This is a genomic window from Pseudomonas parasichuanensis (assembly GCF_021601385.1).
GTDB lineage: Bacteria > Pseudomonadota > Gammaproteobacteria > Pseudomonadales > Pseudomonadaceae > Aquipseudomonas > Aquipseudomonas parasichuanensis.
The window spans coordinates 71123-88785 of the sequence record NZ_BQHO01000012.1 but is presented as its reverse complement, the minus strand read 5'-3'; the positions used below and the strand labels follow the sequence as shown (position 1 = coordinate 88785).

The following is a 17663-nucleotide window of genomic DNA, read 5'->3' as shown; positions in this document are numbered from 1 at the left end:
CAGATGTGAAACTCACTGCACCTGCTGCGGCGTCTCCTCGCCCATGCAGCGCACCGCGCGCTTGCGGTTGTCCACCAGCACACCGGTCAGGCCCTTCTGCTGGGTGTCGAACAGCACCAGCACGCCATCCAGGCATTGCGCCACCTGCGGCGCCGGGTCCAGCGAGACCTTGTAGTCCTCGCCCGGTATGGTCTTGAGCATGGTGAAGTCCTGCAGCAACAGGGCGTCTTCAGGCTTGGCGAAATGCAGGTAGCCGTAGTACCAGAGGGCCCCCACCGTCACGATGATGCTGCCGACACCGGTCAGGATCAGCGGGATGGCGTTGCGTTCTTCACTCATTGCTTGTTCTTCTCGTCAGGGTAGTTGGGGACTTCGGCCAGGCGGCGCAGGCCATTGAAATGCGTAGGGTCGTCCAGGAAGCGCAACATCACCTGGCGCCAGGTCGGGTCGGCGAAGGTCTGCACATGGCCGCCGCGGGTCAGTTGCAGCACCCGAGGTGGCGGCGCCTGCTGGTACAGGCGGATGCCGTTGTCCAGCGGCACCAGCTGGTCATCGATACTGTGGAAGAACAGCTTCGGCGGGCTGGCCAGCTGTGCGATGGAGCGGATCGCGCTGTCGCCATCGGGCACCAACCACGACAGCGGCACCTGCAGCGGCCAGGTCATCCACGAGGTACTGAGGGCATAGCGGCCCACCGCCCGATAACTGGCCGGCACACCGTCGAACACCAGCGCGCTGAAGCGCTCGCGCTGCTGCGGGTGCGCCGCCAGGTAGTGGATGGCCATCGCACCGCCCAGGCTCTGGCCCAGCAGCACCAATGGCTTGCCTTGCACCTCGGGCGCGCGGTCCAGCCAGGCCATGGCCGCCGCGAGGTCTTCATAGACCTCCGGCAGGGTCGCCTTGCCCTGGGACAGGCCGTAACCCCGGTAGTCGATCATCAACACCTGGTACCCCTGCTCCGGCAACCAATAGCTGCCGCCCAGATGGCCCGGCAGGTTGCCGCCGTTGCCATGCAGGTGCAGTACCGTGCCCTTGACCTCGACACCGGCCTTGGCTGGCAGCCACCAGCCGTGCAGGCGCACGCCGTCAGCGGTGGTCAGGGTGACATCGCGGTAGTCGAGTTTCGCCCGCTCAGGGGTGAACGGCTGGCCGGGCTCGGGATAGAACAGCAGGCTGCTGCAGCCACTCAACAGCAGCAGCCCGAGGCCGAAGGCGAGGTGACGGCAGGCGTCAGAGAATGTTCGCGTAGTCGGCTTCAATGCGGTCCAGGCTCAGGTGGTTGAGGAAGTTGGAGAAGCACATCCAGGCCGACAGCGCGTTGAGGTCGCGGAACTGCTCCGGGAGGTACTTGGGTGGCTCCACCAACCCTTCTTCGACCAGTTGGCGCAGCGTGCGCATGTCCTCAAGGGTGGTCTTGCCGCAGAACAGCAACGGGATTTGCTCCAGCTTGCCCTTCTTCACGGCCAACTGAATGTAGTTGTAAACCATGATGAAGCCCTTGAGGTAGGACAAGTCCTTGGTGAATGGCAGGCCATTGGGCACCGAGCCGCGGAACACTCGGCTGGCGTTGCTGTAGCTCTGCCCCATTTCGAAGCCCTGGCCACGGAAGAATTCGTAGACCTGCATGAAATCCGCGCCCTCCTCGACCATGTGGATGGCCCGGGTACGGTTGGTAAGCTTGCGCAGGCGGCTGGGGTAGGAGGCGAAGGCGATCACTTCCATCAGGATCGCCAGGCCCTCCTGGGTCACCGTGGACGAGGGTGGGCCCTTGGCCAGGAAGGTACAGATCGGCTGGTTCAGGCCATTGAGGGTGGTGCCGACATGCACCAGGCCTTCGTGGACTTCCAGGGCGCGCACGTCGCGGTTGTTGAACATCGCGTCGGCGCGCACCTTGATGTAGTCGGCGCCGGCCGCCGCGTCGGCGACGATGCCGTCGGACTCGAATACCCGGATGGTTTCCTCGGCCTCGCCGAATACCTTGTTCAGGCGGCGCTGGAGGATTTCCACCGCTTCCTTGGCCGTGAGGTTTTTCGGCTCGTCCTTGAGGTCGCCACGGCCGTCGATGTTGTTCAGGTAATCCGAGAGCATCAACCCCAGGTCGGCGAGGGTCGGGTCACCGGCATGGAACGCATCCGAGGCGGCGCCGTACAGCTCCTGGGAGATCAGCCCGAAGTCTTCGGTGCCGCGCGCTTCGAGCATGCGCACCACCATGCGGTACTCCTTGCACATGCGCCGCATGATCTGCCCGACCGGGTTGAACTGGCCAAGCTGGCGGGTGATGTCCCGCTCGATGCTCTGGAACTCGGCCTTCACCGCGCTGGAGTCGAACGACAAGGGCCGGTTCTGGTAGTAGGCCCGGTCCACCGCTGGCGGCTCCTTGCCTTTGGCCTTGAGGAAGCCTTGGCGGATGCCGTCGTCCCATTTCACTGCATCGAGCACCCGAATGGGGGTTTGCGCGGCCACGATGCGGTCGGACAACGTACGTATGGTCTGCTGGTACTCGTCCACCGGGGACTCCTTTCAAGAACAAGACACCTGAACCGGCCTCTTCGCGGCTGAAGCCGCTCCTACAGCGGTTTCGCAGCCCTCAGGCCTGGCACTGCACCCGTGGGAGCGGCTTTAGCCGCGAAGAGGCCGACACGGTCATTTGCCGGAACGCTGGAAGCGCGCCACCTCGACGAACAGATCGGAGTTGGCCGGATCGTCCAGGTACGCCAGCACACGCGCCGACGGGCTGTCGATCAACACACCCTCGCCATTCTCTTCGGGGACTTCGATGCTTCGCCCACTCAGTTCCTTCTTCTCGACGGCCTGCTGCACTTGTTCGACATCGAGGTTGTAGACCACCAGTTCCTTGCCATCGACGATATCGAAGCCGCCAATCAGGAAGTTGCCCCCCAGCCGCTTGGGCACGCCGGCCGACATGTACCAGCGGTTGCCATGGCGCGACACCGTGAACACATACTCTTGCGGGGCCTTGCCCTTGGCGGTCGCCACCGCCTTGTAGGCATCGCCGCCGCTGCGGCTGATCACAAGCTTCAGGGGCTCGCCCCAGGCGTCCTTGCTGCTCCACTTGCCGAGCAGCGCCTTGGGCGCGGCCTGGTTGCTCGGCAGTGGTTCATGGAAGGCCACCAGACAACCGCCCAGCAGGAGGAATGACAACGTCAACAACACCACACGCCAGGCTTTCATCGGGTTCTCCTTGAAGATTCGTTCGCCGCTCAAGCCGAGGCCAGCACCATCTGCAGGTATCGGACAAGGATAGCGAGCATCTGCTCATCGGCCTGCGCATTCACGTCCTTGAGCAGGCCCTGATATTCCATCTGCTCGATTATCGCCGTCAACATCTGGGCATCCTGCTCGGGCTGGCGCGAGCCGACCACCTGCAGTATCTGGCGCGCGCCGTGCAGCAGGATCTGCTCGTGGGCCTGCACCAGCTCGGCCAGGCGTGGGCACAGCAGCGCCTCCTGGCGGAAGGCCTGCTCGGCCATGAGGAAGTCGCGGCGGTTGTTCAGTTGGCGCAGGACGTAGTCGGCCAGCATGCGCGCCACTTCATCGGCCAGGCGTGCCCGGGCCTCGGGCGTGCCGTCGCCCTGGGCCAGCAACTGGCGCAGCACGCCTTCGGTATTGGTCCACAGCTTGGCCATGTAGGCCGCGCTGCGTTCGACGTACTGGGCGAAGGTATCGGCCAGCAAGTCCTGGATGTCCTTGAAGTAATAGGTGGTGGCCGACAGCGGCACGCCGGCCTCGGCGGCCACGGCACGGTGGCGAACACCGCGCACGCCATCGCGCACGACGATGCGCATGGCGGCATCGAGGATCTGCTGGCGGCGCTGCTCGCTGCCCTGGCGGGCGGTCTTGCGGCCTTGGTACTGCACGCTCTCGGCGACGGCGGTGGCGATGCCGGCGGCGCCTTGTGGGGGCATGGCGGGTGTCACGGGAGTACCTCACAAAACAGTGGTTTGCCAGTGCCGGCCTCTTCGCGGGTAAACCCGCTCCCACAGGGTTCGCCACAGCCCTCAGGAACTGTGCAAATCCCTGTGGGAGCGGGTTCACCCGCGAAAGGGCCAGTACAGCCAATACAAGTGTACAGGCAAGAAAAAGCCGCCTCGAAAGGCGGCTTGTTCAGATCACTCAGGCCTGCGGACGCATGTGCGGGAACAGGATCACGTCGCGGATCGATGGCGAGTTGGTCAGCAGCATGACCAGGCGATCGATACCGATGCCTTCACCGGCGGTCGGCGGCATGCCGTATTCCAGGGCACGAACGAAGTCGGCGTCATAGTGCATGGCTTCGTCGTCACCGGCGTCTTTCTCGGCCACCTGGGCCAGGAAGCGCTCGGCCTGGTCTTCGGCATCGTTGAGCTCGGAGTAGGCGTTGGCGATCTCGCGGCCACCGATGAACAGTTCGAAGCGGTCGGTCACGGACGGGTTGTCGTCATTGCGACGGGCCAGCGGCGACACTTCGAACGGGTACTCGGTGATGAAGTGTGGCTGCTCCAGCTTGTGCTCCACCAGCTCTTCGAAAATCATCACCTGCAGCTTGCCCAGGCCTTCATGGCCGAGCACCTTGGCACCGGCTTTCTTGGCAATGGCGCGGGCCTTGTCGACATCCTGCAGGTCGGCAGCGGTCAGCTCAGGGTTGTACTTGAGGATCGAGTCGAACACCGACAGGCGCACGAACGGCTCGCCGAAGTGGAACACCTTGTCGCCGTACGGCACGTCGGTGCTGCCCAGCACCAGCTGTGCCAGCTCGCGGAACAGCTCTTCGGTGAGGTCCATGTTGTCGTTGTAGTCGGCGTAGGCCTGGTAGAACTCGAGCATGGTGAACTCGGGGTTGTGCCGGGTCGAGACGCCTTCGTTACGGAAGTTGCGGTTGATCTCGAAGACTTTCTCGAAACCACCGACCACCAGGCGCTTGAGGTACAGCTCCGGGGCGATACGCAGGAACATGGCCATGTCCAGTGCGTTGTGGTGGGTTTCGAACGGCTTGGCCGCGGCGCCGCCGGGGATGGTCTGCAGCATCGGCGTTTCGACTTCGAGGAAGTCACGCTCGATGAGGAACTTGCGGATGTGCGAGATCACCTGCGAGCGCACACGGAAGGTGTGGCGGGTTTCTTCGTTGACCATCAGGTCGACGTAGCGCTGGCGGTAGCGCTGCTCGGTGTCGGTCAGGCCGTGGTGCTTGTCCGGCAGCGGGCGCAGCGACTTGGTCAGCAGGCGCACGTTGGTCATCTCGACGTACAGGTCGCCCTTGCCGGAACGGGCCAGGGTGCCTTCGGCGCTGATGATGTCGCCCAGGTCCCAGGTCTTGACCGCGGCCAAGGTGTCCTCGGACAGGGTCTTGCGGTTGACGTAGACCTGGATGCGACCGGTCATGTCCTGGATCACCATGAACGAGCCACGGTTGAGCATGATGCGGCCAGCCACCTTGACCGGGATCGCGGCTGCTTCCAGCTCTTCCTTGGTCTTGTCCGCGTACTGTTTCTGCAGGTCGTTGCAGTAGCTGTCGCGACGGAAGTCGTTGGGGAAGGCATTGCCCTTGGCGCGCTCGGCGGCAAGCTTTTCCTTGCGCAGCGCGATGAGGGCGTTTTCTTCCTGTTGCAGGTCTTGCGATTCGGTCTTGAGGTCGCTCATGTCGTCATTCTTTCCATCAGGTGTTCGTTGCCCCTGTCGGGCAGGGCACGCAAAACCGGGCAAAGGCCCGGTAATGCGGCGGTGGTGTGCGGTTTACAGCCCCTGCTTGAGGCTCGCTTCCAGGTACTCGTCGAGGTCGCCGTCAAGCACCTTCTGGCAGTCGCTGCGCTCAACGCCGGTACGCAGGTCCTTGATACGCGAGTCATCCAGCACGTAGGAACGGATCTGGTGGCCCCAGCCGATGTCCGACTTGCTGTCTTCCAGGGCCTGCGAGGCGGCGTTGCGTTTCTGCATTTCCAGCTCGTACAACTTGGCCCGCAGCATTTTCATGGCGGTGTCCTTGTTGGCGTGCTGGGAACGTTCGTTCTGGCAGGCCACCACGGTGTTGGTCGGCACGTGGGTGATACGCACCGCCGAGTCGGTGGTGTTGACGTGCTGGCCGCCCGCGCCGGAGGAGCGGTAGGTGTCGATGCGCAGGTCAGACGGGTTGATCTCGATCTCGACCTTGTCGTCGATCTCGGGCGAGACGAACACCGCCGAGAACGAGGTGTGGCGACGCGCGCCGGAGTCGAACGGGCTCTTGCGCACCAGGCGGTGCACGCCGATCTCGGTGCGCAGCCAGCCGAAGGCGTACTCGCCCTTGATGTGCACGGTGGCACCCTTGATGCCGGCGACTTCACCTTCGGACAGCTCGATGATGGTGGCGTCGAAGCCACGCTTGTCGGCCCAGCGCAGGTACATGCGCAGCAGGATGTTGGCCCAGTCCTGGGCCTCGGTGCCGCCGGAGCCGGCCTGGATGTCCAGGTAGGCGTTGTTCGGGTCCATCTCGCCGCTGAACATGCGACGGAACTCGAGCAGGGCGAGGGATTCCTCCAGCCCTTGCAGCTCGGTCACGACATCGCTGACGGCGCCTTCGTCACCTTCCTCGACGGCCATGTCGAGCAGGTCCTTGCAGTCGCCCAGGCCATTGGCCAGCTTGTCGAGCGTTTCGACGACCTGCGCCAGCATGGCGCGCTCGCGGCCCAGGGCCTGGGCGTACTCGGGCTTGTTCCAGACGGCGGCGTCTTCCAGCTCGCGGTTTACTTCGACCAGACGATCATGCTTGTGATCGTAGTCAAAGATACCCCCGAATAGACTGGGAACGCTCGGTGAGGTCCTTGATGGTGTTCAGGATCGGTTGGATTTCCATGGGCGGGCAGCTCTCGTGCGAATTCGGTGAAAAGCCCGCGAGTATAACCGAGTCCGCGCCATGGCGGCAGATCCGTCTGTAGGAGCGGCCTTGTGCCGCGAAGGGGCGCAAAGCGGCCCCGGCGGTAGCGGCGTTGACACTTAGATCCCGGGCCCTTCGCGGCACAAGGCCGCTCCTACAGGGTATGGCTTCAGCGTGAAGAGCCCCGATCAGGCGATCCCCACCTGGTTACGGCCGTTGTTCTTGGCCTGGTACAGCCCCTTGTCCGCCGCCGAGATCAGCTGCCGGCAATGGCTGCCAACGCTTGGGGTCTGCGTGGCCAGGCCGATGCTCACGGTCAGGCTGGAGCCAGGTTCAGGCATGCTGTGGGCGATGCTCATCGCCATGATGGTCTGGCGCAGCTTCTCGGCGACCAGCCGCGCCCCGCCAGGCGAGGTGTTGGGCAGCACCAGGGCGAACTCCTCGCCACCGTAGCGCGCCGGCAGGTCGCTGGGCCTCGAGCAGCTGCCGCGGATGGCTTCCGCCACCTGGCGCAGGGCCTCGTCGCCGGCCAGATGGCCGAAACTGTCGTTGAACGCCTTGAAGTAGTCGACATCGATCATCAGCAGCGACAGTTGCTGCTGCTCGCGAATGGCCCGACGCCACTCCAGCTCCAGGTACTCGTCGAAGTGACGGCGGTTGGACAGCCCGGTCAGGCCGTCGGAGTTCATCAGCCGCTGCAGCATCAGGTTGGTGTCGAGCAACTGCTGCTGGCTCACGCGCAGGGCGCGGTAGGCTTCGTCACGCTGCAGCAGCGTCAGGTACGAGCGCGAGTGGTAGCGGATGCGCGCCACCAGCTCGATGGTGTCGGGGAGTTTCACCAGGTAGTCGTTGGCCCCGGCGGCAAAGGCCGCGCTCTTGACCAGCGGGTCTTCCTTGGTCGACAGGACGATGATCGGGATGTCCTGGGTGGCCGGGTTGTTGCGGTACTCGCGCACCAGGGTCAGGCCATCGAGGCCCGGCATGATCAGGTCCTGGAGGATCACCGTGGGCTTGATCCGCATGGCCTGGGCCACCGCCTGGTGCGGGTCGCCACAGAAATGGAAGTCGATGTTCTCTTCATGGGCCAGGCCACGGCGCACCGCTTCGCCGATCATTGCCTGATCGTCCACCAGCAGGACCATCGCCGCGCCTTCGTTGATGGTCGTGAAACCTTCGATCGGTAGATCAGTCATTGCGGGTCACCCGGTCACGTCGCGCCAGGCGGCGTGCCTCAATACGTGTCGTCATTTCGAAAAGAGTTCCGTCAGTCGCCCGGCGATGCGTTCCAGCGGGCGGATTTCCACTGCAGCGTCGATGGCTGCAGCGGCCTTGGGCATGCCGTACACCGCACTGCTCTGCTGGTCCTGGGCGATGGTCAGAAACCCCTGCTGACGCATCAGCTTCAGGCCCTGGGCACCATCGCGGCCCATGCCGGTGAGCAGCACGCCCACCGCATCGCCCGACCAGTAGCGCGCCACGCTTTCGAAGAACACATCGATCGAAGGCCGGTAGATTTCATTGACCGGCTCGGCAGTGTAGGCCAACTGGCCGTTATGCAGCAGGCGAATATGGTGGTTGGTGCCGGCCAGCAGGACCTGCCCCGGCTGCGGCGGTTCGCCCTCACGGGCCAGGCGTACCGGCAGGCCGCTCGCCGTGCTGAGCCATTCGGCCATGCCGCCGGCGAACACCTGGTCAACGTGCTGGACCAGTACGATAGCCGCCGGGAAGGCCTTGGGCAGCCCTTTGAGCAGTATTTCCAGCGCCGCTGGCCCGCCAGCCGAAGAGCCGATGGCCACCAGGCCGCGGCGCTGGGACGCCTCACGCAACGGCGTACGCACGGCCGGCGGTGCGCTGGGCCGTTGCTGGCCGATCAGCCAACCGATATTGAGGATCTTGCGCAGCAACGGCGCCGCCGCCTCACGGGCATCGCCCGCACCCAGCGCCGGCGTGTCGACCACATCCAGCGCGCCATGGCCCATGGCCTCGAAGACCCGGTGCACGTTCTGCTTGCGGTCGACCGTGACGATGACGATGGCGCAGGGGGTCTCGGCCATGATCCGCCGGGTCGCCTCCACACCGTCCATCACCGGCATGATCAGGTCCATCAGGATCAGGTCCGGGAGCTGCTCGGCACAGCGCTGCACCGCCTCGGCGCCGTTGCCGGCGACCCACACCACCTCATGCGCAGGCTCGAAGGCCAGCGCCCGACGCAGGGCCTCCACAGCCATGGGCATGTCATTGACGATGGCGATCTTCATCCCTGGGCACCTCCGATCAGCTCCTCTACGGCGTCCAGCAACGCATCGTCATGGAAGCTGGCCTTGGCCAGATAATAGTCGGCGCCGGCATCAAGTCCACGACGCCGGTCTTCTTCCCGGTCCTTGTACGACACCACCATCACCGGCAACGATTGCAGGCGCTGGTCGCGGCGCACCAGGGTGACCAGTTCGATACCGTCCATGCGCGGCATGTCGATGTCGGTGATCAGCAGGTCGAAGTCATCGCTGCGCAGGGCGTTCCAGCCATCCATGCCGTCCACCGCCACGGCCACTTCGTAGCCACGGTTGCCAAGCAGCTTGCGTTGCAGCTCGCGCACGGTAAGCGAGTCATCGACCACCAGCACACGCCGGCGTGCAATGCCCCGGCCGTGCTGGCCGCCACGTTCGATGCGCTCCAGGCGGCCAGTGCTGAGCAGCTTGTCCACCGAGCGCAGCAGGTCCTCGACATCGATGATCAGCACGACCGAGCCATCGTCGAGCAAGGCGCCGGCAGAAATGTCCTGGACCTTGCCCAGGCGCGGGTCGAGCGGCATCACCACCAGCACCCGTTCGCCGATCAGGCGCTCGACGGCCACGCCGTAGAGCTGGTCTCGCTCGCGAATCACCACCACCCGCAGGTTCTGGCCTGAGTCCTGCGCCGCCGGCCGATTGAGCAACTGGCTGGCGGCGACCAGGCCGATGTGGCGATCCTCATGCCAGAAATGCTGGCGCCCTTCGATCTGCACGATGTTTTCTGCCGGCACATCGAGGGTGCGCTCGATATGCGCCAGCGGGAAGGCATAGGCCTCACCGCCCACCTCCACCACCAGGCTGCGCACCACCGACAGTGTCAGCGGCACCTCCAGGTGGAAGCAGCAGCCCTGCCCGGCCACCTGGGTCAGCTCGATCGAGCCGCGCAGTTCGCGGACCATGTGCTGCACCGCATCCAGGCCGACCCCGCGCCCGGACACTTCGGTGACCGTGTCGCGCAGGCTGAAGCCGGGCAGGAACAGGAAGGTGAGCAACTCGGCCTCGCTCATCTGCGCCACGGTTTCGGCCGGCGACAGCGCGCGTTCGACAATACTGCGGCGCAAGCGCTCAAGGTCGATGCCGGCGCCATCGTCAGCCAGTTCGAGGATCAGCAGCCCGGCCTGGTGTGAGGCCCGCAGGCGCACCGTGCCTTCGTCGGGCTTACCGGCCAGCAGGCGCCTTTCGGGCAGTTCGATGCCATGGTCGACGGCGTTGCGCAGCAGGTGGGTCAGCGGCGCTTCGAGTTTTTCCAGCACGTCGCGATCGACCTGGGTCTTCTCGCCTTCGACCACCAGCCGCACCGGCTTGTCCAGCGAACGCCCCAGGTCCCGCACCATGCGGCTCTGCCCGGTCAGCACATCGGCAAACGGACGCATGCGGCAGGCCAATGCGGTGTCGTACAGCAACTGGGCACGCTGGCTGGCCTGCCAGCCGAACTCGTCGAGATCGGCGGCCTGCTGCAACAGGATCTGCTGGGTTTCGGCCAGCAGTTGCTGGGTCTGGGCCAGGGCCTCGAGCACTTCCGGGCCCTGGCCACTGTCTTCGAGCTGGGTTTTCAGCCCATCCAGGGCGCGCATGCCCTGGCCGTGCATGCGCTTGAGGCGCTGCAAGGTCGCCAGGTAGGGCTTCAGGCGCTGGGTTTCGACCAGCGACTTGCTCGACAGGTCGAGCAGGCTGTTGAGTCGGTCGGCGGTGACCCGCAGCACCCGCTCGCCACCTTCGCCACCGCGTTTGCCGGCCCTCGGCCGGACTACAGGCTCAGGCTCCGGCTCGACGACCGGCTCCGGCTCGATGGCCGACGGCGGCGCAGCCATGGCTGGCGGCGTTGCACTCGACAAGGGCGCCGCGACCGGCGTGGCCGACGGCGGCGAATCCAGTAGCCCGGCCATCTGCGCGAGGAACACCGGCACCAGGTTTTCGCCTGCCGCATCGCCCGGCGTGGCGATGCGCATCAACAAGTCGGTGCCTTGCAGCAGCGCGTCGATATGCTCCGGGCGCAACAGCAGGCGCCCTTCCTGCGCAGCCACCAGGCAGTCTTCCATCACGTGGGCGACGCTGACGCCGGCATCGATTCCGACGATCCGCGCCGCGCCCTTGAGCGAGTGGGCCGCGCGCATGCAGGCCTCGAGCTGGTCGGCCTGGCCGGGGTTGCGCTCCAGTGCCATCAGGCCGGCACTGAGCACCTGAGTCTGGGCTTCGGCCTCCAGGCTGAACAGCTCCAGCAACGAAGCGTCGCGCATTTGCTCCGGGGTCATGACAGGCTCCGCTTCACGGCTTGCAGAAGGTGTTGCTCATCCAGGACCCGCACGCTGCGGCCTCGCCACTGCAGCACCGCGGCAGTGAAGTGGGCGGTGTCACGGCCCTCGTGCAACTGCCCGGGGTCCAGCCGATGGATGCCGTCGATCTCCTCTACCGGTACCACCACCGGACCGCCTTGGGCAGCCAGGATCAGCATGCGCGGCATGGCTCGCCCGCTACGCTCGCTGCTGGCCTCACCCGGCACGCTCAACAGCTCCGCCAGTGACAGGCACGGCACCAGCGCACCGCGCACGTTGGCCACCCCCTGCAGCACGCGCGAGCGTTGATGCGGCAACGAATGCACCGGCTGCAGCGGGGCGATTTCGGCCAGGCAGGCCGTGGCCAGCGCCAACCATTCCTCACCCAGCCGGAACAGCAGCATGGAGCGCCCGACTGCGCACTCGGCCAGCGGCAGCGTTTGCTCCTGTTCGTCGAGCACCTGCGCGTAGCGATCCAGCAAACGCGTGGCCGCCGCCGCATGCACCTCGCAATTACGGCAGTGGATATGCCGCTCCAGCAGCGGGCACTGCTTGTCGCCGTGTACCCCGATGCGGTTCCAGCAATCGTCGATGGCTTCGCCATCGTCTTGGGCGATCAGTTGCATGTCGTATCCGCTGCTCATCGTTCAGCCTCCCGGCCGGCCCGCGCCGCGCGCTCCTGCAGGCGTCGGGCGCCCGCCTCGTCACCTTGCGAGGCCAGCAGGGCAGCCAGGTGCACCAGCGCTTCCGGGTGCTGGGGCTGCAAGTACAGCGCCTTGCGGTAATGGGTGATGGCCTGCGTGGCATCGCCGTCGGTATCGCTGAGCAGCCCCAGCCAGTAATACACCTGCGCCTTGGGTTCGAACTGGCGCAGGTAGCGCTCGCAGTCGGCCCGGGCCTGCTGGCTGTCGCCGGCGTTAGCGTGCCTTGCGATGGCCGCCAGCAGTTGCGCTTCGCTTTCACGCGGTTCGGCAGTGACCGGGGCGGCCATCGACGGCCTCGCCGGGCGCAAGGGCTGCGTCACCAGCTTGGGCAACGGCGGCAACGGGGGGCGAATGGTCGGCAGCGGTTTGTCCGCCGGGGCTGGCGCGGGGTCAGCCTGGCGCACATAGGCGAATGACTGGGCAATGCCCAGCGGCCGCATGCCCAGGCGCGCCAGCAGGCTGCCCTCGGCCGGGCCGATGAACAGCACGCCCTCGGCATGGGTCAGTTGCTTGAGCACCTCGAACACCCGTTGCTGGGTGGGCACATCGAAATAGATCAACAGGTTGCGGCAGAACACGAAATCGTACTGGCCGTCACGGGCCTTGAGCGCCGGGTCCAGCACGTTGCCGACTTTCAGGTTGACCTGCTGGCGCACCCGCTCGTCAAGCCGGTGTACGTCGCCGGCTTCGCTGAAATGCCGCCCGCGGAAGGCCAGCTCGCTGCCACGGAACGAATTGCGCCCGTACAACGCCTGTTCGGCCCTGGCTACCGAGTTGGGGCTGATATCGATGCCATCGACCGCGAAGGCGTGCGCTGCGACCCCGCCGTCGAGCAGGGCCATGGCGATGGAATACGGCTCCTCACCGGTCGAACACGGCAGGCTGAGGATACGCAGCGGCCGGGCACCGGCCAGTTCAGCCACGCGCTTGTGAGCCAGCTCCACCAGCGCGGTAAAGGATTCGGGGTAACGAAAGAACCAGGTTTCCGGGACGATGACCGCCTCGATCAGGGCCTGCTGCTCGCTCGCCGACTGCTGCAGGCGCAGCCAGTAATCGTCCAGGTCGCTGGCCTGCAAGGCAACGCAGCGCTGGCGCAGGGCCCGCTCGATCATCGGCGCGCCGACCGACTCCACGTCCAGGCCGATACGTTCCTGCAGGAAGCGGAAGAAACGTTGCCCGGTCATGTTGGCACCTGCCCCACTTCGCTGGGGTACAACAGCTGGCGTACCGTGGCCGGCAGCAGGTCGTCGACACGGATACGCTGCACCAACCCCTGCACGTCCTGGCGCACCGGCCCCAGGTAAGGGGCCTCGGCGTTGTCCAGGCCATAGGGCTGGAACTCGTCGGGCCGGCAACGCAGGGTCTCGGTGGCCTGTTCCAGGATCAACCCCAACTGCAGGTCAGGGCGCTGCGGGTCGCCGCGGTAGTGCACCAGCACCAGGCGGGTGCTGCCGCGTGAAACCGCCGGGGTGCCAAAACTCAGTGCCGACACATCGATCACCGGCACCAGCGCGCCACGGTGGGCGAGCACGCCGACGACCCAGGCCGGGGCCTGGGCGATGGGTTTGAGCGGGCGCCGCGGCAGTACCTCGATCACTTCGCGCACGTCCAGGGCGAAGCGTTGCGCGGCGATCCGGAACTGCAGGTAGAGCGCGCCCTTGTCGGTGGCCGCGCGGTCCTCACGGGGATGCAGGTCGGTCATCGGCGTCAGACTTTGAAGCGCGACACACCGCCACGCAGCCCGGCGGCCACCTGGCTCAGCTCGTCGATGGCGAAGCTGGCCTGGCGCAGCGATTCCACGGTCTGGGTGCTGGCATCGCTGAGCTGGGCCAGGGCCTGGTTGATCTGTTCGGCGCCGGTGGCCTGGGCCTGCATGCCTTCGTTGACCATCAGCACGCGCGGTGCCAGGGCCTGTACCTGGTTGATGATCTGGCTGAGCTGTTCGCCCACCTGCTGCACCTCGAACATGCCGCGGCGCACCTCTTCGGAGAACTTGTCCATGCCCATCACCCCGGCCGAAACGGCCGACTGGATCTCGCGCACCATCTGTTCGATGTCGTAGGTGGCCACGGCGGTCTGGTCGGCCAGGCGGCGCACTTCGGTGGCCACCACGGCGAAGCCACGGCCGTATTCGCCGGCCTTTTCCGCTTCGATGGCGGCATTGAGCGACAGCAGGTTGGTCTGGTCGGCGACCTTGACGATGGTCACCACCATCTGGGTGATATTGCTGGCCTTCTCGTTGAGGATCGCCAGCTTGGCATTGACCAGGTCGGCGGCGCCCATCACCTGGTGCATGGTCTCTTCCATGCGCGCCAGGCCCTGCTGCCCGGCACCGGCCAGGCTCGAGGCCTGGTCGGCCGACGAGGTGACTTCGGTCATGGTGCGCACCAGGTCACGGGAGGTGGCGGCGATCTCACGGGAGGTGGCGCCGATCTCGGTGGTGGTGGCGGCGGTTTCGGTGGCGGTGGCCTGCTGCTGCTTGGAAGTGGCGGCGATTTCGGTGACCGAGGTGGTTACCTGCACCGACGAGCGCTGGGCCTGCGACACCAGGCCGGCCAGCGACTCGGCCATCTCGTTGAAGCCGCCCTCGATGGCGCCGAACTCGTCCTTGCGGTCCAGGCTCAGGCGCATGCTCAAGTCGCCCGAACGCAGGCGGTCGAGGGCATGCACGATGCGCTGCATGGGCGCGCTGATCGCGCGCATCAGCAGCAAGCCGCAGATACCCGCGGCGACGATCGCCAGCAGCAGCGAGACGATCATGCTGCCCTTGGCGGTAGCCACGGCGCTGACAATGTCGTTGGTGGCGGCATCGGCCGATTCACGGTTGCGCTCGATCACGCCGTTCAGGTGCTTGCGCCCATCCACCCAGGCCGGGGTCAGCACCTCGGCAATCAGGCGCTGGGCCTCGACGTAGTTCTTCTGGCGGTAAGTCTCCAGGACCTGGTCGACGATCTTCACATAGCCCTCTTCAAGGCGCGTGAAGTCGTCGAAGGCAGCCTGGTCGGCGGGGTCACGAATGGTGGCCTGATAGCTGGCCATGTGCTGCTTGAGGCGGTCATCGAAGCTCTTGAACAGCTCCATGTCGGCCGAGGTGATTTCGCGGTGGTTGGACAACCCCACCAGCTGCTGGCTGGTGACGTAGCTGTCGACCCAGGCGCTGCGGATCATCGAGCTGTAGTAGACGCCGGGAATGCTGTCGGACCCAACGGCTTCCTCACTGGACTCGATCGCCACCAGCCGCGAATAGGCGGCCACGATCATCAGCAGCATGATGGCGATGATCACGGCGAAACTTGCCAGGATCCGTTGGCGCAAGGTCCAGTTCTTCAACATTCAGCCCTCAGGAATTCGATACGAGCGGGAAAAATCGCCGAAGTATAGCCCAGGCTTCCTACGCTTTTGCGGCTGAATGCTGCTGTATTCAGGCCTTCATGCCTATTGAAGTGGCCAAGTACCTGTTCACTGGCCCGCGGCAAGCCTGACCTGATTCTCCAGTTCCTGGCGCAAGGCAGGGTCCAGGCGCAGCTGGCGCGCCAGTTCGTCGAGGTAGGCGCGCTCCATGAAGTTTTCCTGGTCGACCATCATCACGCTGGCCAGGTACATCTCGGCGGCCATTTCCGGAGTTTGCGCGGCGCGGGCCACCTCGGCAGGGTCCAACGGCTTGTTCAGCTCGGCATGCAGCCAGTGCTGCAGCTCACGGTCGCTGTCCAGGCGGGTGAACTCACCTTCGATCAATGCCCGCTCACGCTCGTCGATATGGCCGTCGGACTTGGCCGCCGCCACCAGCGCCCGCAGCACCGCCTGGCTGTGCTGCTCGGCCTGGGCCGGGGGCAGGCGGTCCAGTGTCTGGGGCGGCTGGTCGCCTGCACCCTGGCGCGCCTGCCAGTTGCCATAAGCCTTGTAGGCCAGCACGCCGAGCGCGGCCAGGCCACCGTAGGTGAGCGCCTTGCCGCCGTATTTGCGGGCCTTCTTGTTACCCAGCAGCAAACCCATGGCGCCGGCCGCCAGGGCGCCACCACCGGCACCGGAGAGCAGGCTGCCCAGGCCGCCGTTGCCTGCCGGCTTGTGCCCGGCACTTTTGCCAGCCTGGTTGTTGAGCAGTTCCTGGCCGGACTTGAGCAGTTGGTCGAGCAGACCTCGGGTGTTCATCTGGTGTGCCTCCACGGGTACGAAAAAGTGGCCACCAGAGTAGGACGGCGCGCAGGTTTCTCCACCTGTGCAAATGCTTCCGGATGTTGCATCAGCGATCGATAAAAGCGATCTAGACTCGATTCAGTCGCTAAACCTTATAAGCACTCAGCCACATGACCACCGCTTTGCTTGACGTCTGCCCCGATCACAATTGCCAACAAGAGGGAACAACATGTCAGTGCACAAGACCGTTTTGCTCGGCGCCCTGCTCGCCAGTGCCGGCGCCCAGGCCGCTGGGCTGCCCCAGAAGCTCGGTGCCGGCGAGGGGCAGCTGGATATCATTGCCTGGCCCGGCTACATCGAACGCGGTGAAAGCGACAAGGCCTACGACTGGGTCACCGGCTTCGAAAAGGAAACCGGCTGCAAGGTCAGCGTGAAGACCGCTGCCACCTCCGACGAAATGGTCAGCCTGATGACCAAGGGCGGCTACGACCTGGTGACCGCCTCGGGCGACGCTTCGCTGCGGCTGATCGCCGGCAAGCGGGTGCAGCCGATCAACACCGCGCTGATTCCCAACTGGAAGAACCTCGACCCGCGCCTGCACAACGGCGCCTGGTACGTGGTCAAGGACCAGGTGTACGGCACGCCCTACCAGTGGGGCCCGAACGTGCTGCTGTACAACACCAACGTGTTCAAGCAGCCGCCGACCAGCTGGAGCGTGGTGTTCGAACCGCAGAACCTGCCTGACGGCAAACCCAACAAAGGCCGGGTGCAGGCCTACGACGGGCCGATCTACATCGCCGACGCGGCGCTCTATCTCAAATCGGCCAAGCCTGAACTGGGTATCCAGAATCCCTACGAACTCACCGAAGCGCAATACAAGGCCGTGCTCGACCTGCTGCGTCAGCAACAGCCGCTGATCCACCGCTATTGGCACGATGCGACCGTGCAGATGAGCGACGTGAAGAACGAGGGCGTGGCCGCCACCAGTTCGTGGGGCTACATGGTCAACGGGCTGCAGGCCGACAAGCAGCCGGTGGCCTCGGTGGTGCCGAAGGAAGGCGCCACCGGCTGGGCCGACACCACCATGCTGCACAGCGAGGCCAAGCACCCCAATTGCGCCTACAAATGGATGGACTGGTCGCTGCAGCCCAAGGTGCAGGGCGACGTGGCAGCCTGGTTCGGCTCGTTGCCGGCGGTGCCGGCGGCCTGTACCGGCAGCGAACTGCTGGGGGCCGAGGGCTGCAAGACCAACGGCTTCGACAACTTCGACAAGATCGCCTTCTGGAAGACCCCGCAGGCCGAGGGCGGCAAGTTCGTGCCCTATAGCCGCTGGACCCAAGACTACATCGCGATCATGGGCGGGCGGTGAGAGCGACCTGCTGCATTAGAAGTCGTCTGCGAAATTTTGGGGCAG

General features: G+C 65.3%; 16 protein-coding genes. 1 reads left to right on the top strand and 15 read right to left on the bottom strand.

The features are described 5' to 3' along the window. Window positions 1–12: 12 nt before the first annotated feature. The 15 genes from L6D77_RS12175 to L6D77_RS12105 form a co-directional block, all read right to left on the bottom strand. Window positions 13–339: a PA3694 family proteiin gene (locus L6D77_RS12175; RefSeq protein WP_125857655.1), complete on the bottom strand. Its 327-nt coding sequence runs from the start codon at window positions 337–339 to the stop codon at window positions 13–15. Continuing rightward, entirely contained in the window at window positions 336–1259 is a 924-nt protein-coding gene (locus tag L6D77_RS12170) for an alpha/beta hydrolase (protein ID WP_232885313.1), read from the bottom strand. The genes L6D77_RS12175 and L6D77_RS12170 overlap by 4 nt, the downstream gene beginning before the upstream one ends. Further along, on the bottom strand, window positions 1231–2508 hold the full coding sequence (locus L6D77_RS12165) for a flavohemoglobin expression-modulating QEGLA motif protein (protein ID WP_110995533.1): 1278 nt from the start codon (window positions 2506–2508) through the stop codon (window positions 1231–1233). Before L6D77_RS12165 ends, L6D77_RS12170 begins: the two co-directional genes overlap by 29 nt. A gap of 135 nt (window positions 2509–2643) precedes the next feature. Further along, entirely contained in the window at window positions 2644–3192 is a 549-nt protein-coding gene (locus L6D77_RS12160; RefSeq protein ID WP_232885314.1) for a LolA-like protein, read from the bottom strand. A 29-nt stretch (window positions 3193–3221) separates the two neighbouring features. After that, window positions 3222–3926: a TetR/AcrR family transcriptional regulator gene (locus L6D77_RS12155; RefSeq protein WP_232885315.1), complete on the bottom strand. Its 705-nt coding sequence runs from the start codon at window positions 3924–3926 to the stop codon at window positions 3222–3224. 208 nt (window positions 3927–4134) lie between these two features. Further along, window positions 4135–5637, bottom strand: a complete 1503-nt coding sequence (lysS, locus tag L6D77_RS12150; RefSeq protein WP_232885316.1) for a lysine--tRNA ligase — start codon at window positions 5635–5637, stop codon at window positions 4135–4137. A gap of 93 nt (window positions 5638–5730) precedes the next feature. Next, window positions 5731–6826, bottom strand: a protein-coding gene (gene prfB, locus L6D77_RS12145) for a peptide chain release factor 2 (RefSeq protein ID WP_232885317.1) whose coding sequence is annotated in 2 segments (ribosomal slippage) — window positions 5731–6753 and window positions 6755–6826 — 1095 coding nt in all. Because the reading frame shifts where the segments join, the coding sequence is not laid out codon by codon here. Between the two features lie 209 nt (window positions 6827–7035). After that, complete coding sequence (locus L6D77_RS12140) at window positions 7036–8040, bottom strand: response regulator (protein ID WP_236170056.1); 1005 nt, start codon at window positions 8038–8040, stop codon at window positions 7036–7038. Window positions 8041–8091: 51 nt separating this feature from the next. Beyond that, window positions 8092–9105, bottom strand: a complete 1014-nt coding sequence (gene cheB / locus L6D77_RS12135) for a chemotaxis response regulator protein-glutamate methylesterase (RefSeq protein WP_232885319.1) — start codon at window positions 9103–9105, stop codon at window positions 8092–8094. Then, entirely contained in the window at window positions 9102–11390 is a 2289-nt protein-coding gene (locus L6D77_RS12130; RefSeq protein ID WP_232885320.1) for a hybrid sensor histidine kinase/response regulator, read from the bottom strand. Before L6D77_RS12130 ends, cheB begins: the two co-directional genes overlap by 4 nt. Further along, window positions 11387–12055, bottom strand: a complete 669-nt coding sequence (locus tag L6D77_RS12125) for a chemotaxis protein CheW (protein ID WP_232885321.1) — start codon at window positions 12053–12055, stop codon at window positions 11387–11389. Before L6D77_RS12125 ends, L6D77_RS12130 begins: the two co-directional genes overlap by 4 nt. Continuing rightward, the gene (locus L6D77_RS12120) at window positions 12052–13299 is read right to left on the bottom strand and encodes a CheR family methyltransferase (protein WP_236170055.1); all 1248 of its coding nucleotides are present in this window, start codon (window positions 13297–13299) and stop codon (window positions 12052–12054) included. Before L6D77_RS12120 ends, L6D77_RS12125 begins: the two co-directional genes overlap by 4 nt. Then, entirely contained in the window at window positions 13296–13817 is a 522-nt protein-coding gene (locus L6D77_RS12115) for a chemotaxis protein CheW (RefSeq protein WP_232885323.1), read from the bottom strand. Before L6D77_RS12115 ends, L6D77_RS12120 begins: the two co-directional genes overlap by 4 nt. Window positions 13818–13822: 5 nt before the next feature. Next, the gene (locus L6D77_RS12110) at window positions 13823–15445 is read right to left on the bottom strand and encodes a methyl-accepting chemotaxis protein (RefSeq protein ID WP_232885335.1); all 1623 of its coding nucleotides are present in this window, start codon (window positions 15443–15445) and stop codon (window positions 13823–13825) included. Window positions 15446–15574: 129 nt separating this feature from the next. Next, window positions 15575–16264, bottom strand: a complete 690-nt coding sequence (locus L6D77_RS12105) for a tellurite resistance TerB family protein (protein ID WP_232885324.1) — start codon at window positions 16262–16264, stop codon at window positions 15575–15577. Window positions 16265–16478: 214 nt separating this feature from the next. Between L6D77_RS12105 and ydcS the strand changes: the two genes are divergently transcribed. Next, on the top strand, window positions 16479–17618 hold the full coding sequence (gene ydcS / locus L6D77_RS12100; RefSeq protein ID WP_110995521.1) for a putative ABC transporter substrate-binding protein YdcS: 1140 nt from the start codon (window positions 16479–16481) through the stop codon (window positions 17616–17618). Window positions 17619–17663: the final 45 nt, after the last annotated feature.

Coding starts and splice junctions, on each gene's coding strand:
- L6D77_RS12120 (WP_236170055.1), bottom strand. CDS start 13,299: ATGACCGGGCAACGTTTCTTCCGCTTCCTGCAGGAACGTATCGGCCTG.
- L6D77_RS12160 (WP_232885314.1), bottom strand. CDS start 3,192: ATGAAAGCCTGGCGTGTGGTGTTGTTGACGTTGTCATTCCTCCTGCTG.
- cheB (WP_232885319.1), bottom strand. CDS start 9,105: ATGAAGATCGCCATCGTCAATGACATGCCCATGGCTGTGGAGGCCCTG.
- lysS (WP_232885316.1), bottom strand. CDS start 5,637: ATGAGCGACCTCAAGACCGAATCGCAAGACCTGCAACAGGAAGAAAAC.
- L6D77_RS12175 (WP_125857655.1), bottom strand. CDS start 339: ATGAGTGAAGAACGCAACGCCATCCCGCTGATCCTGACCGGTGTCGGC.
- L6D77_RS12105 (WP_232885324.1), bottom strand. CDS start 16,264: ATGAACACCCGAGGTCTGCTCGACCAACTGCTCAAGTCCGGCCAGGAA.
- L6D77_RS12140 (WP_236170056.1), bottom strand. CDS start 8,040: ATGACTGATCTACCGATCGAAGGTTTCACGACCATCAACGAAGGCGCG.
- L6D77_RS12125 (WP_232885321.1), bottom strand. CDS start 12,055: ATGAGCAGCGGATACGACATGCAACTGATCGCCCAAGACGATGGCGAA.
- L6D77_RS12115 (WP_232885323.1), bottom strand. CDS start 13,817: ATGACCGACCTGCATCCCCGTGAGGACCGCGCGGCCACCGACAAGGGC.
- L6D77_RS12155 (WP_232885315.1), bottom strand. CDS start 3,926: ATGCCCCCACAAGGCGCCGCCGGCATCGCCACCGCCGTCGCCGAGAGC.
- L6D77_RS12130 (WP_232885320.1), bottom strand. CDS start 11,390: ATGACCCCGGAGCAAATGCGCGACGCTTCGTTGCTGGAGCTGTTCAGC.
- ydcS (WP_110995521.1), top strand. CDS start 16,479: ATGTCAGTGCACAAGACCGTTTTGCTCGGCGCCCTGCTCGCCAGTGCC.